The 14,571-nt window shown below is 60.7% G+C and carries 16 protein-coding genes; 14 read left to right on the forward strand and 2 right to left on the reverse strand.

Going from position 1 to position 14,571, the window contains the following annotated elements:
- Positions 1 to 105: 105 nt before the first annotated feature.
- From D109_RS0125380 to D109_RS0125425, 10 genes are all read left to right on the forward strand, one after another.
- On the forward strand, positions 106 to 1,233 hold the full coding sequence (locus D109_RS0125380; protein ID WP_017479357.1) for a branched-chain amino acid ABC transporter substrate-binding protein: 1,128 nt from the start codon (positions 106 to 108) through the stop codon (positions 1,231 to 1,233).
- Positions 1,234 to 1,278: 45 nt separating this feature from the next.
- Positions 1,279 to 1,461, forward strand: coding sequence for a hypothetical protein (locus D109_RS1000000134315; RefSeq protein ID WP_003211657.1), 183 nt, complete (start codon positions 1,279 to 1,281; stop codon positions 1,459 to 1,461).
- Positions 1,461 to 2,384 carry a high-affinity branched-chain amino acid ABC transporter permease LivH gene (livH, locus tag D109_RS0125390; protein ID WP_017479358.1) on the forward strand — a complete coding sequence of 308 codons (924 nt, stop codon included), beginning with the start codon at positions 1,461 to 1,463 and terminating at the stop codon, positions 2,382 to 2,384. The genes D109_RS1000000134315 and livH overlap by 1 nt, the downstream gene beginning before the upstream one ends.
- Positions 2,381 to 3,634: a high-affinity branched-chain amino acid ABC transporter permease LivM gene (locus D109_RS0125395; RefSeq protein ID WP_017479359.1), complete on the forward strand. Its 1,254-nt coding sequence runs from the start codon at positions 2,381 to 2,383 to the stop codon at positions 3,632 to 3,634. Before livH ends, D109_RS0125395 begins: the two co-directional genes overlap by 4 nt.
- Positions 3,631 to 4,398 carry a high-affinity branched-chain amino acid ABC transporter ATP-binding protein LivG gene (gene livG / locus D109_RS0125400; RefSeq protein ID WP_017479360.1) on the forward strand — a complete coding sequence of 256 codons (768 nt, stop codon included), beginning with the start codon at positions 3,631 to 3,633 and terminating at the stop codon, positions 4,396 to 4,398. Before D109_RS0125395 ends, livG begins: the two co-directional genes overlap by 4 nt.
- 1 nt (position 4,399) lies before the next feature.
- On the forward strand, positions 4,400 to 5,101 hold the full coding sequence (locus D109_RS0125405) for an ABC transporter ATP-binding protein (protein WP_017479361.1): 702 nt from the start codon (positions 4,400 to 4,402) through the stop codon (positions 5,099 to 5,101).
- A 260-nt stretch (positions 5,102 to 5,361) separates the two neighbouring features.
- Positions 5,362 to 5,667: a DUF2282 domain-containing protein gene (locus tag D109_RS0125410; RefSeq protein ID WP_017479362.1), complete on the forward strand. Its 306-nt coding sequence runs from the start codon at positions 5,362 to 5,364 to the stop codon at positions 5,665 to 5,667.
- Positions 5,668 to 5,693: 26 nt separating this feature from the next.
- On the forward strand, positions 5,694 to 6,569 hold the full coding sequence (locus D109_RS0125415) for a DUF692 domain-containing protein (RefSeq protein ID WP_017479363.1): 876 nt from the start codon (positions 5,694 to 5,696) through the stop codon (positions 6,567 to 6,569).
- Complete coding sequence (locus D109_RS0125420) at positions 6,566 to 7,342, forward strand: DUF2063 domain-containing protein (RefSeq protein WP_017479364.1); 777 nt, start codon at positions 6,566 to 6,568, stop codon at positions 7,340 to 7,342. The genes D109_RS0125415 and D109_RS0125420 overlap by 4 nt, the downstream gene beginning before the upstream one ends.
- Positions 7,339 to 7,824, forward strand: coding sequence for a DoxX family protein (locus tag D109_RS0125425; RefSeq protein ID WP_017479365.1), 486 nt, complete (start codon positions 7,339 to 7,341; stop codon positions 7,822 to 7,824). The genes D109_RS0125420 and D109_RS0125425 overlap by 4 nt, the downstream gene beginning before the upstream one ends.
- On the opposite strand, the gene D109_RS0125430 is transcribed toward D109_RS0125425, so the two are convergent.
- Entirely contained in the window at positions 7,821 to 8,729 is a 909-nt protein-coding gene (locus D109_RS0125430) for a LysR family transcriptional regulator (protein ID WP_017479366.1), read from the reverse strand. The genes D109_RS0125425 and D109_RS0125430 overlap by 4 nt on opposite strands.
- A gap of 104 nt (positions 8,730 to 8,833) precedes the next feature.
- Here D109_RS0125430 and D109_RS0125435 point away from each other — a divergent pair, with 104 nt between their 5' ends.
- The 3 genes from D109_RS0125435 to D109_RS0125445 all read left to right on the forward strand — a co-directional run bounded on the left by D109_RS0125435 (position 8,834) and on the right by D109_RS0125445 (position 11,900).
- A complete protein-coding gene (locus D109_RS0125435) occupies positions 8,834 to 9,433 on the forward strand; it encodes a short chain dehydrogenase (RefSeq protein WP_017479367.1) in 600 nt (199 codons plus the stop codon).
- A 74-nt stretch (positions 9,434 to 9,507) separates the two neighbouring features.
- Positions 9,508 to 10,179 (forward strand): COG3650 family protein, encoded by a 672-nt coding sequence (locus D109_RS0125440; RefSeq protein ID WP_017479368.1) that lies wholly within the window; start codon positions 9,508 to 9,510, stop codon positions 10,177 to 10,179.
- A gap of 107 nt (positions 10,180 to 10,286) precedes the next feature.
- The gene (locus D109_RS0125445; RefSeq protein ID WP_017479369.1) at positions 10,287 to 11,900 is read left to right on the forward strand and encodes an NAD(P)/FAD-dependent oxidoreductase; all 1,614 of its coding nucleotides are present in this window, start codon (positions 10,287 to 10,289) and stop codon (positions 11,898 to 11,900) included.
- 135 nt (positions 11,901 to 12,035) lie between these two features.
- On the opposite strand, the gene D109_RS0125450 is transcribed toward D109_RS0125445, so the two are convergent.
- Entirely contained in the window at positions 12,036 to 13,133 is a 1,098-nt protein-coding gene (locus tag D109_RS0125450) for a PLP-dependent cysteine synthase family protein (RefSeq protein ID WP_177325540.1), read from the reverse strand.
- Between the two features lie 213 nt (positions 13,134 to 13,346).
- Here D109_RS0125450 and nhaA point away from each other — a divergent pair, with 213 nt between their 5' ends.
- Positions 13,347 to 14,534 carry a Na+/H+ antiporter NhaA gene (gene nhaA / locus D109_RS0125455; RefSeq protein ID WP_017479371.1) on the forward strand — a complete coding sequence of 396 codons (1,188 nt, stop codon included), beginning with the start codon at positions 13,347 to 13,349 and terminating at the stop codon, positions 14,532 to 14,534.
- Positions 14,535 to 14,571: the final 37 nt, after the last annotated feature.

Consider the following 14,571-nt stretch of genomic DNA (forward strand, 5'->3'; position numbering starts at 1 on the left):
CAGTTGCCAGGCCGCTGCCGGGGGATATCCGAGATATCTGATCCGGTTCTGCAGCTCACAAGGCCGCTAGAACTATAAAAAATACAACAGTAAGAGTGGAGCACTATGAATAAGGCTACTAAGCAGATTTCCAAACTGTTTGCCGCTATGGTCCTGGCCGGGGTTGCCAGCCATTCGTTCGCAGCTGACACCATCAAGATCGGTATTGCCGGCCCTAAAACCGGCCCTGTGACCCAATACGGCGACATGCAGTTCATGGGTGCCAAGCAGGCCATCGCCGACATCAACGCCAAGGGCGGCGTAGATGGCAAAATGCTCGAAGCCAAAGAATACGACGACGCTTGCGATCCAAAACAAGCCGTGGCCGTAGCCAACAAAGTGGTCAACGACGGCGTCAAGTTCGTGGTTGGTCACCTTTGCTCCAGCTCCACTCAGCCAGCATCCGACATCTACGAAGACGAAGGCGTGATCATGATCACCCCGGCTGCCACCAGCCCGGAAATCACGTCCCGTGGCTACAAGCTGGTCTTCCGCACCATCGGCCTGGACAGCGCCCAGGGCCCAGCCGCCGGCAACTACATCGCCGACCACGTGAAGCCGAAAGTCGTAGCCGTTATCCACGACAAGCAGCAGTACGGTGAAGGCATCGCTACCGCCGTCAAGCAGACCCTCGAGAAGAAAGGCGTGAAAGTTGCCCTCTTCGAAGGCATCAACGCTGGCGACAAAGACTTCGGTTCGCTGATTCAGAAGCTCAAGCAAGCCAACGTCGACTTCGTCTACTACGGCGGCTACCACCCTGAGCTGGGCCTGATCCTGCGCCAGGCCAAGGAAAAAGGCGTGAACGCCAAGTTCATGGGCCCTGAAGGCGTCGGCAACGACTCCATCTCGCAAATCGCCCAGGGCGCTTCCGAAGGCCTGCTGGTCACCCTGCCGAAGTCTTTCGACACCGATCCTGCCAACAAGGCAATCGTTGAAGAGTTCACCAAGAACAAGCAGGACCCAACCGGTCCGTTCGTGTTCCCGGCCTACTCGGCAGTTGAAGTGATCGCCGGCGGTATCACTGCCGCGAAGAGCGAAGACACCGCCAAGGTGGCAGCGGCCATCCACGCCGGTACCTTCAAGACCCCGACCGGCGACCTGAGCTTCGACGCCAAGGGCGACCTGAAGGACTTCAAGTTCGTGGTCTACGAATGGCACTTCGGCAAACCAAAAACCGAAGTTTCCCCTCAGTAAGCCAGGCGTTACTGGTCAACAAGCCCACTGTGCAAGCAGTGGGCTTTGTTTTACGAGGTTTATGGGCCTGTCACCCGCGATCCGGGCGCTGGCTCACCTGAAAATCTTAAAACCGTCACCAGCGGTTCGCTGGCAAACGCTTTGTGCAACCTGATCACAGAACAGGGCACCGAGCCGGAAATTGACTCCACCAGTGAAATGCGTATCGGGTTTTTAGGAGCGCTGTAATGCCTGAGATCTATCATTTTTTCCAAACGCTGGTTAACGGCATGACCGTTGGCAGCACCTATGCCTTGATAGCCATTGGCTACACAATGGTTTACGGCATCATTGGAATGATTAACTTCGCCCATGGCGAGGTGTACATGATTGGTTCCTACGTGGCCTTCATCGCCCTTGCCGGGCTGGCCATGCTGGGTATCCATTCCCTGCCGCTGTTGATGACCGCTGCGTTCCTGGCGTCCATCGTCGTAACCAGTGCCTACGGCTACAGTATCGAACGCGTTGCGTACCGCCCCTTGCGTGGCAGCAACCGCTTGATCCCGCTGATCTCTGCGATCGGCATGTCGATTTTCCTGCAGAACACCGTATTGCTGTCCCAGGATTCCAAGGACAAATCCATTCCCAACCTGATCCCGGGGAGCTTCTCCTTCGGCCCAGGTGGCGCACAAGAAGTGCTGATTTCCTACATGCAGGTCCTGGTCTTCGTCGTCACCCTGGTGGCGATGCTTGGCCTGACCCTGTTCATCTCTCGCTCCCGTCTGGGGCGCGCCTGCCGGGCCTGCGCCGAAGACATCAAGATGGCCAACCTGTTGGGCATCAACACCAACAACATCATCGCCCTGACCTTCGTCATCGGTGCCGCACTGGCGGCTGTCGCTGCCGTGTTGCTGAGCATGCAGTATGGCGTGATCAACCCGAACGCCGGTTTCCTGGTGGGCCTCAAGGCCTTCACTGCGGCGGTATTGGGCGGCATCGGCAGCATTCCGGGCGCGATGCTCGGCGGGCTGGTGCTGGGGGTGGCTGAAGCTTTTGGCGCCGATGTGTTCGGCGACCAGTACAAGGACGTGGTGGCATTCGGTCTATTGGTTCTGGTGCTGTTGTTCCGGCCGACCGGCATTCTGGGCCGTCCGGAGGTTGAGAAAGTATGAGCAGATATCTTAAATCGGCGTTTTTCAGCGCCTTGCTGGTGTGGGCCGTGGCCTTTCCGGTACTCGGGCTCAAGCTGAGCATTGTCGGGATCAACCTCGAAGTGCATGGCACCGGTCCCGTGACATTGACCATCATTGCCCTGTGCTCGGTGCTGATGTTCCTGCGCGTGCTGTTTACCCAGCAGGTCGGGGCACTCCTCAAGTCCAACCGTGGCCCGCTGGTATCGCCCAAGGTCAGCCAGTTCCTGACCCTGCCGCGCACGCAGCGCTACATCATCATCGGCCTGATCGTGGCCGCGTTGATCTGGCCGTTCTTCGGTTCCCGGGGTGCGGTGGATATCGCGACGCTGATCCTGATCTACGTGTTGCTGGGCCTGGGCCTGAACATCGTGGTGGGTCTGGCCGGCTTGCTCGACCTGGGCTATGTGGGATTCTACGCGGTGGGTGCCTACACCTACGCGCTGCTCTCGCATTACCTGGGCTGGGGCTTCTGGATCTGCCTGCCACTGGCCGGCATGGCGGCGGCCACATTTGGCTTCCTGCTGGGCTTCCCGGTACTGCGCTTGCGCGGTGACTATCTGGCGATCGTGACCCTGGGCTTCGGTGAAATCATCCGTCTGTTCCTGCGTAACCTCACCGATATCACCGGCGGCCCCAACGGCATCAGCAGCATCCCCAAGCCGACGTTCTTCGGGCTGTCGTTCGACCGCACCGCGGCCGAAGGCGTGCAGACCTTCCATGAGTACTTCGGGATCGACTACAACCCGGTGAGCAAAGTGGTGTTTCTGTACCTGGTGGCGTTGTTGCTGGCACTGGCGGCACTGTTCGTGATCAACCGTTTGCTGCGCATGCCGATCGGCCGTGCGTGGGAAGCGCTGCGCGAAGATGAAATCGCCTGCCGGGCGTTAGGCATGAACCCGACCGTCATCAAACTTTCGGCATTCACCCTCGGGGCAACCTTCGCCGGTTTCGCTGGCAGCTTCTTCGCCGCTCGCCAGGGCCTGGTGACACCGGAGTCGTTCACCTTCATCGAGTCGGCGATCATCCTCGCCATCGTGGTACTGGGTGGCATGGGCTCGCAGCTGGGCGTGATCCTCGCGGCCATCGTGATGATCCTGCTGCCGGAAATGATGCGTGAGTTCAGCGAATACCGCATGTTGATGTTCGGCGCCATGATGGTGCTGATGATGATCTGGCGCCCTCAAGGTCTGCTGCCCATGCAACGTCCACACATGGAGCTGCGCAAATGAGCCGCGAGATCCTGAAAGTCGAAAACTTGAGCATGCGCTTCGGCGGTTTGCTCGCGGTCAACGGCGTGGCCCTGACCGTCAAGGAAAAACAGGTTGTAGCCCTGATCGGCCCCAACGGCGCCGGCAAGACCACGGTGTTCAACTGCCTGACCGGTTTCTACAAGCCGAGCGGCGGCAGCATCCTGCTGGACGGCCAGGCAATCCAAGGCCTGGCCGGTCATGAGATTGCCCGCAAGGGCGTGGTGCGGACCTTCCAGAACGTGCGGCTGTTCAAGGACATGACGGCGGTCGAGAATCTCTTGATCGCCCAGCACCGTCACCTGAACACCAACTTCTTTGCCGGCCTGTTCAAGACCCCGTCGTTCCGCAAGAGCGAGCGCGAGGCCATGGAATATGCAGCGTACTGGCTGGACAAGGTCAACCTCACCGAGTTTGCCAACCGTCCCGCCGGCACCCTCGCCTACGGTCAGCAACGTCGCCTGGAAATCGCCCGTTGCATGATGACCCGTCCGCGGATCCTCATGCTCGACGAACCGGCCGCCGGCCTGAACCCCAAGGAAACCGAAGACCTCAAGGCGCTGATCAGCGTGCTGCGTGAGGAAAACAACGCCACGGTGCTGTTGATCGAACACGACATGAAACTGGTCATGAGCATCTCCGACCATATCGTGGTGATCAACCAGGGCACGCCACTGGCCGACGGTACGCCGGAGCAGATCCGTGACAACCCGGCCGTGATCAAAGCCTATTTGGGGGAAGCGTAAAATGCTGCAATTCGAAAACGTTTCCACTTTCTACGGCAAGATCCAGGCACTGCACAACGTCAACGTCGAAGTGCGCCAGGGCGAGATCGTCACCCTGATCGGGGCCAACGGTGCCGGTAAATCCACGCTGCTGATGACCTTGTGCGGTTCGCCCCAGGCCCACAGCGGCAGCATCCGCTACATGGGTGAGGAACTGGTGGGCCAGGCTTCCTCGGAGATCATGCGCAAGAGCATTGCTGTGGTTCCGGAAGGCCGCCGGGTATTTGCCCGCCTGACCGTGGAAGAGAACCTCGCCATGGGCGGGTTCTTTACCGACAAGGGCGATTACCAGGAGCAGATGGACAAGGTGCTGCACCTGTTCCCGCGACTCAAGGAACGCTTCAGCCAGCGCGGCGGCACCATGTCCGGCGGCGAACAGCAAATGCTCGCCATCGGCCGCGCGTTGATGAGCAAGCCCAAGTTGTTGCTCCTGGACGAACCGTCCCTGGGCCTGGCACCGATCATCATCCAGCAGATCTTCGACATCATCGAACAACTGCGCAAGGACGGTGTGACGGTGTTCCTGGTGGAGCAGAACGCCAACCAGGCACTGAAGATCGCCGACCGTGCCTATGTGCTGGAAAACGGCCGCGTGGTGATGCAGGGCAGCGGCGAACAACTGCTGACCGATCCGAAAGTGCGTGAGGCTTATTTGGGCGGTTGATGCCCATCTGGTCAATGTATAAGCGGGCTTTTGTGGGAGCGGGCTTGCTCGCGAAGGCGGTGGATCAGCCAACTTATTGGGCGGCTGAACCACTGCCTTCGCGAGCAAGCCCGCTCCCACATTTGTTTGGTGTGAACCACAGACGTTGGCGAAACCTGAAATTATTTTCCACAGGTTTGTAACGAATCCCTTCCCCCTATCTCTAGTGGTGTAAGCAGGCAACTATGCTTGCCAACCCAACCCACTGCTGGAGATACACCATGACTACCAAAACCCGCTCGCTGTCCGCCGCCACCCTCGTCCTGGCCCTGGGTTCGGCCCTGAGCCTGTCCGCCCTGACCACCACCGCCCACGCCGCCGATGACATGCAGAAATGCTTCGGTGTGGCCGAAGCCGGCAAGAACGATTGCGCTGCAGGCGCCGGCACTTCCTGCGCGGGCACCTCGAAGGTCAAGGATCAGGCCAACGCCTGGAAACTGGTCCCGGCCGGCACCTGCCTGAAAACCCCAAGCGCCACCTCGCCAACCGGCTTCGGCCAGGAAGCCGCCTTCACTGCCAAGTCCTGAATCCCTGCGCAGCCTGAGCACTGACGATGACGCTCTCACTCACTCCTACCATCTCCCAGGCTCAGGCACCCGGCCTCCCTTATCGGGCCGGGCTGGGGCTCAAGAACGAGCACTTCAGCGAAGTGCTCGAGACTTCCCCCGACATCGGTTTTTTTGAAGTCCACGCCGAAAACTACATGGTGGCCGGCGGGCCTTTCCATCACTACCTGGGCTTGATCCGCGAACAGTACCCGCTGTCGCTGCACGGTGTGGGCCTGTCCATCGGCGGCGAAGGTCCGCTGAACGACGAGCACCTGGCGCGCTTGGCCACGCTGATCGAACGCTATCAACCCCACTCCTTTTCCGAACACCTGGCCTGGTCCAGCCACGGCCCGGTGTTTCTCAATGATCTGCTGCCGCTGGCGTATGACGATGAAACCCTGAAGCGGGTGTGCGAACACATCGACCAGGTACAAACCCGCCTGCAGCGGCCCATGCTGCTGGAGAACCCGTCGACCTATCTGCAATTCCAGTGCTCCACTCTGGAGGAGACCGACTTCATCAGCGAAGCGATCCGCCGCACCGGCTGCGGGCTGCTGCTGGACGTCAACAATGTGTATGTGTCGTGCATCAACCATCAGCAAGACCCGCTGAAGTACATCGAGTCCTTGCCGTTACACGCCGTGGGCGAGATTCATCTGGCAGGGTTTGCAGAAGACACCGATAGCCTCGGCGACCGTTTGCTGATTGACGATCACGGCGCCCCCATCGACAACGCGGTATGGCAGCTTTACCAGCACGTGCTCACCCGCACCGGGCCGGTCGCCACGCTAATCGAACGCGACAACCAGGTGCCGGCGTTCAGCGTGCTGCACGCTGAAGCGCGCCAAGCCGACCGGTTTCTGCTGGAGGCGCACGCATGAGCCGCCAGGACGTGTTTACCCGCGCCTTGCTGTCCCCCGAGGAAAGCTGCCCCGAAGGTTTGTTCAGCCGCAACGGCGCCGATCCGGCCAGTCGTTTTGCGGTGTACCGCAACAATGTCCACAGCTCACTGATCAACGCCCTGGCCGCCGGCTACCCGGTCACTCTGCAACTGGTGGGCGATGAGTTTTTTCGGGCGATGGCCGGTGTGTATGTCCAGGATTTCCCACCGACCAGTCCACTGATCAATGAGTACGGCGGCGACCTGGCTGACTTTATCCAGGGCTTCGCCCCCGCCGCCAGCGTGCCTTACCTGGCTGACGTGGCGCGCCTGGAGCGATTGCGGGTCAGGGCCTACCACGCGGCAGACGCACAGCCGCTGGATCAACAGGAGGTCATCGCCACCCTGCAACAACACTCGGACCTGGGCGAACTGCGCCTGCAACTGCATCCATCCCTGGCCACCCTGAACTCGGCCTACGCCGTGGTGGCGTTATGGGCTGCGCACCAGACAGGCGAATCCCTCGCCACCCTCGACCCCTTCCACGCCCAAAGCGCGCTGGTGCTGCGCAACGGCCTGCACGTGCAGGTATTTCACATCGACAGCGGCGCAGCGACGTTTATCAACAGCCTGAACAACGGTTGGCCATTGGAAATGGCCGTGGCCTACGCCCTCGATGCGGCCGCCGAATTTGATCTGCACTCATGCCTGGCCCTGCTGATCGGCCACGGCGCCATCACCCACTTGCACACAGAACCCAAGGTATCGCCATGAACACCACCGCTCCCGGGCTGATCCAACGGATCATCCAGCTCTTCGAGAAAATCCCCTACAGCCTGATCGCCTTCGTCGCACGCTTCTCTATCGCCGCGGTGTTCTGGAAATCCGGACAGACCAAGGTCGAAGGCCTCGCCGTGGACCTGATCGGCGGTACGTTCCAACTGGGCTGGCCGCACTTGGCGCCGTCCACCCTGCCGCTGTTTCGCAGCGAATACCATGTGCCGCTGTTGTCAGCGGAAGTGGCGGCGCATATGGCCGCGTTCGCCGAGCATTTTTTCCCGGTGCTGATCCTGGTGGGGTTTGCCACGCGGTTCTCGGCGCTGGCGCTGCTGGGCATGACCCTGACCATCCAGCTGTTCGTCTACCCGGACGCCTACCCGACCCACGGCACCTGGATCGCACTGTTGTTGCTGTTGATGGCCAAGGGGCCGGGCTGCTTCTCCATTGATCACCTGATTGCCCGGCGCTACCGCTAGAGGCGATCCAGGGCCTCGCCGCTGCGCTTGAACCAGCCCACCAGATAATCTGCGAGTACCTGAGTGCGGCGCGGCAGGCCACCCTGGTAGGGATGGACCAGGTACATAGGCATGCTGCGGGTCTGATAATCCCGCAGGAGCCAGCGCAAGCGCCCGTCAGCCAATTCCGTGTGCAACACATAAGAGGGCAGACGCGCGATGCCCGCCCCCACCAGCGCCGCCTTCTTCAACAAGTTGTAATGGTTGGAGGCAAAGGTCCCGGATACGCGAACCCGCAGCAGCTCATGCTGTTGGTGATACAGCCACTCTTCACGGCCGCTGTAGTGGCTGTTCAGCAAGCAGTTGTGGCCCACCAGTTCCGCCGGTGTCAGCGGCTCGCCGTGCTGTTCCAGATAAGCTGGGCTGGCGCAGGTCATCTCGTGCCAGGCCAGCAACGGCTTGGCCACCAATCGCTCGTCGTTGGCGACTTCCGAGCGTACCGCCAGGTCAAAACCGTCCCGCGCCAGGTCTCGATACTGGTTATTGAGTTCCAGTTCGATCTGCACCTGTGGGTACTCCCGGGAAAACTCCAGCAGCAAACCATCGAAGAAGGTTTCACCCAAGGAAACCGGAACCGTCATACGCACCGGGCCGACCAGGTCGTCCTTGAGCCTGGCCAGTGCCTGACGTGCCCGTTCCACCTGAACCACCAACGCCTGGGCCTGCGGCAACAGTGCCGCCCCCGCTGCCGTCAGGCTCAAACGGCGGGTGGTTCGATGCAACAACACCACCGAAAACTGCGCTTCCAGCTGGCTGATGCGCTTGGACAGTTGCCCCTTGCTGCAGCCCAACTGCTGGGCCGCCAAGGTAAAACTGCCCGCTTCGATCAACACCGCAAACGCCGCCAGGTCATCCATTTCGCTCATGGATTGTTTCCATTTGAAAACCAAAGGTTGCCTATTAGTGCACTTATCCGCGCAAAAAATCACTCTAGACTGAAACCTCACCTACACATCTGGAGGAAGGCACGATGAAAATCCTGTTGATTGGCGCAAGCGGCACCGTGGGTTCGGCGGTCAAGGCAGAACTGTCCCAACGGCATGAAGTGATCAGCATCGGTCGCAAGAGTGGCGAGTTCCAGGTCGACATCAGCGACAGCGCCTCGATCCGCAAACTGTTCGAACAAACCGGCAAGTTCGACGCACTGATCTGCGCCGCCGGCAGCGTCAACTTCGTGCCCCTGGGGGACATGAGCGCCAGCGATTTCGACCTGGGCCTGCAAGACAAGCTGATGGGCCAGGTGAACCTGCTGCTGATTGGCCGCGAGTTCGCCAATGACGGCGCGTCGTTCACCTTCACCAGCGGCATTCTCAACCGCGATCCGATTCGCACCGGAGCTTCGGCTGCCCTGGTCAACGGCGCGCTGGATGCATTCGTGAAAGCCGCCGCGATCGAACTGCCCCGCGGCCTGCGCATCAACTCGGTCAGCCCGACCGTGCTGCTGGAAGCCATGGGCAGCTATGCGCCGTACTTCCGTGGCTACAAACCGGCTCCGGGTGCAGATGTGGCGTTGGCCTACGCGAAAAGCGTGGAAGGCTTGCAGACGGGGCAGACGTTTATCGTCGGTTGATTCAACCTGTGTCCCGGGCTTGTGATGCATCGCCAGCCTGCGTAACGTGGCGGCACTTATCAGGAGACCCGATAATGCGTGCTGCCCGTACCCTAGCTCTGTTTGCCCTGTTGCCCCTGTTCACCGCCTGCCAGATGTTCGAGAACGAGCCGGCCAAGCCCTCTCTCGCCGGGTTGACCCGCATGCAGGGCGAGCTGACGGCGCAGGGTGACAAACTGCTGTTCCAGCCCTGCAACGACAAACGCAACTACGTGGTCAACGACACCGGCGGCACCAGCATCCTGCAGGAGGCCGCCTCCCTGGCCGGCCAGCAAGGCGCACTGTTTGCCGACCTGCGTGGCAAGTTCTCCGGCGTCGCCAGCGGCACCCAGGGCACCGTGGACCTGCAACAGGTGTACCGCGTCGAACGCTCGACCTCGGCCTGCGATGATCCGGATTTCAAGCGCATGATCCTGCGGGCCAACGGCCACAAGCCGGCCTGGGCGATGAACGTGACCGCCAAGGGCATGGTGCTGGAGCGTGAAGGCCAGCCGCCATTGGCCGTGCCGTATGTGGAAGAACAATCGGGCGACGGACGATTCAACCTGATGACCGAAGCCAATAACCAGCACATCGAACTCTGGGTGGCCCCGCAACGCTGTGTCGACAGCGTCAGTGGCAGCCTGCAGCACATGGCCGCCGAGCTTCGGGTCAACGGCCAGGTGCAGCGCGGTTGCGCGTCGTTCGGCGGCTCGCGGGACGACTGATTGTCCGCTGCGCTGTTTTAACATGACGGGAAACCGCTGTTGGGGCTTATAATCGCCGGTTTGCAAAACAGCCGGCCTCTTTGCCCGCCGCCTACCGGATTCCTGTCATGTTACGAATCACCGAACTCAAGCTGCCCATCGACCATCCCGAAGAAGACCTGCGGCCTGCCATTGTGCAGCGCCTGGGCATCGCCAGTGATGACCTGCTCGATTTCACCCTGTTCAAACGCAGCTACGACGCCCGCAAGAAATCGTCGGAGCTGTGCTTCATCTACACCATCGACCTGGAAGTCAAAGGCGAGGCGGCCCTGCTGCTCAAGTTCGCCGACGACCGCAACGTCAACCCGGCACCGGACATCAGCTACAAGGTCGTGGGCCATGCGCCGGAAGGCCTGACCGAGCGGCCGATCGTCGTCGGTTTTGGCCCGTGCGGGATCTTCGCCGGGCTGCTGCTGGCGCAGATGGGCTTCAAGCCGATCATCCTCGAACGCGGCCGCGAAGTGCGCCAGCGCACCAAGGACACCTGGGGCCTGTGGCGCAAAAACGTGCTGAACCCCGAATCCAACGTGCAGTTTGGTGAAGGCGGTGCCGGGACCTTCTCCGACGGCAAGCTCTACAGCCAGATCAAGGACCCGAAATTCCACGGCCGCAAGGTCCTGCACGAGTTCGTCAAGGCCGGTGCGCCGGACGAAATCCTCTACGTCAGCAAGCCGCACATCGGTACCTTCCGCCTGACCGGCGTGGTGGAAAACATGCGCCAGCAGATCATCGCCCTGGGTGGTGAAGTGCGCTTCGAGCAACGGGTGACCGACGTGCTGATCGAAGACGGCCAGTTGAATGGCGTGGTGGTGGATGGCGGCGAGCAGATCCTGTCGAAACACGTGATCCTGGCCCTCGGCCACAGCGCCCGTGACACCTTCCGCATGCTGCATGGCCGTGGCGTGTACATGGAAGCCAAGCCGTTCTCGGTGGGTTTCCGGATCGAACACCCGCAATCGCTGATCGACGCCGCGCGCCTGGGCAAGTACGCCGGGCACCCGAAACTCGGCGCTGCTGATTACAAGCTCGTGCACCATGCCAAGAACGGCCGTTCGGTGTACAGCTTCTGCATGTGCCCGGGCGGCACCGTGGTCGCGGCGACATCAGAGCCGAACCGCGTAGTCACCAACGGCATGAGCCAATACTCGCGCAACGAGCGCAACGCCAACTCCGGGATCGTGGTGGGCATCACCCCGGAAGTGGATTACCCGGGCGGCCCGCTGGCCGGGATCGAGTTGCAGGAGCGCCTCGAATCCCACGCGTTCATCCTCGGCGGCAGCAACTACGAAGCACCGGCGCAACTGGTGGGTGATTTCATTGCGGGCAAGCCGTCCACCGCCATCGGCACCGTAGAACCGTCCTACAAACCCGGCGTGGCCTGGGGTGACCTGGCCCTGGCGTTGCCGGACTTTGCCATCGAAGCCATCCGCGAAGCACTGCCGGCGTTCGAGAAGCAGATCAAGGGTTATTCGCTGCACGACGCGGTGCTGACCGGGATCGAGACCCGCACTTCATCGCCGCTGCGCATTACCCGTAACGAGTCGATGCAGAGCCTGAACGTGAAAGGCCTGTTCCCGGCGGGCGAAGGTGCCGGCTATGCCGGTGGGATTTTGTCGGCGGGTGTCGACGGGATTCGGATTGCCGAGGCGTTGGCGCGGGATATGTTGGGTATCGAGGCTTAACCACTGCCCTGAAAACGCAGCAGATCACATGTGGGAGCGGGCTTGCTCGCGAATGCGGTGGATCAGTCAAATGATGTATTGGCTGACACATCGCACTCGCGAGCAAGCCCGCTCCCACATTGGTAATGCGGTGTTTCAGACATTCGCGCGCAGCACGCTCTCAGGCAGCGCCTCTCCCCGCTCAACACTCGCCGCAACGGCCGCAATCAAACCCTCCAACTCATACCCCTGCCCTGCCAGCCAGGCCTGATCGTAATAGGTCGTGGCATAGCGCTCACCACCGTCACACAAGATCGCCACAATCGAGCCCGACTCCCCCGCCGCTTTCATCTGCTGCGCCGCGATCAACGCGCCGATCAGGTTGGTGCCGCTGGAGCCCCCCACTCGCCGTCCCAAGCGCTGCGCCAGGTAATGCATGGCCGCCAGTGACAGTGCATCCGGCACCTTGACCATCGCATCAATCACCTTAGGCAAGAACGACGCCTCAACCCGAGGCCGGCCAATACCTTCAATGCGTGAACCACACTCCAAACGCAGGCTCGCATCGCCGCTCAGGTAGTAATCGAAAAACACCGAACGCTCCGCGTCCGCGCACAACACCCGCGTGCAGTGCTGGCGATAACGCACATAACGCCCCAACGTCGCCGTCGTGCCACCCGTGCCGGGGCTGGAAATCAGCCAACTCGGCTCCGGATAACGCTCGAAGCGCAGTTGCTGGAAGATCGATTCGGCAATGTTGTTGTTCGCCCGCCAGTCGGTAGCGCGTTCGGCGTAGGTGAACTGGTCCATGAAGTGACCGCCGCTTTCCTGGGCCAGTCGCTCGGACTCGGCGTAGATCTGCGTCGGATCCTGTACCAGATGGCTCTTGCCACCATAGAACGCGATCTGCGCAATCTTTTCCTGGGAGGTGGTAGCCGGCATTACCGCAATGAACGGCAAGCCCAGCAGCCGTGCGAAGTACGCTTCGGAAATCGCCGTGGAACCGCTGGAGGCTTCGATCACCGGTGCACCGGGCTTGAGCCAGCCGTTGCACAACGCATAAAGGAACAACGAACGCGCCAACCGATGTTTCAGGCTGCCGGTGGGATGGCTGGACTCATCCTTGAAATACAACTCGATAACCGGCAAACCCGGCAACGGCAAGGGGATCAGGTGGGTGTCGGCACTGCGCTGGAAGTCCGCTTCAATAATACGAATGGCTTCGCGGGCCCATTGGCGGTTGTCGCTCATGATCGGTTTCTCTAAGGATTTCAGACTAGATCTTAGGATGTTTCCTACACTCCACACAGATACAGTCATGACTCAATTGGACACACAATTTCAGGTGTTTGGAACCCGAGTGATGAGACCGATCACTTATAACAAATAAGAATATAACTTTTGTTTTAACAACTAACCGTACGGGTTAGGGTACCCACCTATTGAACTTTGATTGGAGAGCATCCCTTGCCTCTGCGTAGCACTTTCACCCGTTTCTTCCAGCTGGAAGCCGCCAGCGGTCTGCTCCTGATCGCTGCCGCCGCCCTGGCACTAATCATCAACAACTCACCGCTGTCGCACCTTTACGCGAGTTTTCTCGACGTCCCGGTGGTCGCACAAATCGGCGCGCTGAAAATCGCCAAGCCGGCGCTGCTGTGGATCAACGATGGCCTGATGGCCCTGTTCTTCCTGCTGATCGGCCTTGAAGTAAAACGCGAGTTGCTCGACGGCCAACTCTCCAAGCCTTCGCAAGTGGTGCTGCCCGGCGCAGCAGCCATCGGCGGCATGGTCGTGCCGGCGCTGATCTACTGGGCGCTGAACAAGGACAACCCGGCAGCCCTCGGCGGCTGGGCGATTCCCATGGCCACCGACATTGCCTTCGCCCTCGGCGTATTGGCCTTGCTGGGCAAGCGCGTGCCGGTGTCGCTGAAGTTGTTCCTGATGACCCTGGCCATCATCGACGACCTTGGCGCAATCATTGTCATCGCCATCTTCTACTCCACCGACCTGTCCGGGGCCTCATTGGCCGGCGCAGCAGCGTGCCTGATCGCGTTGATTGCGATGAACCGGCTCGGTGTCGTCAAGCTGGGGCCCTACATGATTGTCGGGCTGATCCTGTGGGTCTGCGTGCTCAAGAGTGGCGTGCACGCGACCCTGGCAGGCGTGACATTGGCGTTCTGTATCCCGTTGCGCACCAAAAACGCCGAACCTTCACCACTGCTGACCCTGGAACATGCACTGCATCCCTGGGTGGCCTACGCGATCCTGCCGCTGTTTGCCTTTGCCAACGCAGGGGTTTCACTGACCGGCGTCAACTTGGAAAGCTTCACCCACCACGTGCCGATGGGCATCGCGGCCGGCCTGCTGCTGGGCAAGACCGTTGGCGTACTGGGTTTCACCTGGGTCATGGTAAAAACCGGCCTCGCCGCACTGCCCGCCGGCGCCAATTGGGGCCAGGTGTTGGGCGTGGCGATCCTGTGCGGCATCGGCTTCACCATGAGCCTGTTTGTCGGTTCCCTGGCGTTTGTGCCAGGCAGCAGTGAATACGCAGGAATGGACCGGATGGGCATCCTGACCGGATCGATATTGGCGGCGCTGATCGGGTATGCAGTGACGGCGATGGCCAGTCGCAAGCAGGCGCTCGTTCAATCCTGACCATCACGAACAATCGTTCGCCCAACAAAAAACCCCA

The organism is Pseudomonas sp. PAMC 26793 (assembly GCF_000313235.1).
GTDB classification, from domain to species: domain Bacteria; phylum Pseudomonadota; class Gammaproteobacteria; order Pseudomonadales; family Pseudomonadaceae; genus Aquipseudomonas; species Aquipseudomonas yamanorum.

Coding starts and splice junctions, on each gene's coding strand:
- D109_RS0125380 (WP_017479357.1), top strand. CDS start 106: ATGAATAAGGCTACTAAGCAGATTTCCAAACTGTTTGCCGCTATGGTC.
- livH (WP_017479358.1), top strand. CDS start 1,461: ATGCCTGAGATCTATCATTTTTTCCAAACGCTGGTTAACGGCATGACC.
- D109_RS0125395 (WP_017479359.1), top strand. CDS start 2,381: ATGAGCAGATATCTTAAATCGGCGTTTTTCAGCGCCTTGCTGGTGTGG.
- livG (WP_017479360.1), top strand. CDS start 3,631: ATGAGCCGCGAGATCCTGAAAGTCGAAAACTTGAGCATGCGCTTCGGC.
- D109_RS0125405 (WP_017479361.1), top strand. CDS start 4,400: ATGCTGCAATTCGAAAACGTTTCCACTTTCTACGGCAAGATCCAGGCA.
- D109_RS0125410 (WP_017479362.1), top strand. CDS start 5,362: ATGACTACCAAAACCCGCTCGCTGTCCGCCGCCACCCTCGTCCTGGCC.
- D109_RS0125415 (WP_017479363.1), top strand. CDS start 5,694: ATGACGCTCTCACTCACTCCTACCATCTCCCAGGCTCAGGCACCCGGC.
- D109_RS0125420 (WP_017479364.1), top strand. CDS start 6,566: ATGAGCCGCCAGGACGTGTTTACCCGCGCCTTGCTGTCCCCCGAGGAA.
- D109_RS0125425 (WP_017479365.1), top strand. CDS start 7,339: ATGAACACCACCGCTCCCGGGCTGATCCAACGGATCATCCAGCTCTTC.
- D109_RS0125430 (WP_017479366.1), bottom strand. CDS start 8,729: ATGAGCGAAATGGATGACCTGGCGGCGTTTGCGGTGTTGATCGAAGCG.
- D109_RS0125435 (WP_017479367.1), top strand. CDS start 8,834: ATGAAAATCCTGTTGATTGGCGCAAGCGGCACCGTGGGTTCGGCGGTC.
- D109_RS0125440 (WP_017479368.1), top strand. CDS start 9,508: ATGCGTGCTGCCCGTACCCTAGCTCTGTTTGCCCTGTTGCCCCTGTTC.
- D109_RS0125445 (WP_017479369.1), top strand. CDS start 10,287: ATGTTACGAATCACCGAACTCAAGCTGCCCATCGACCATCCCGAAGAA.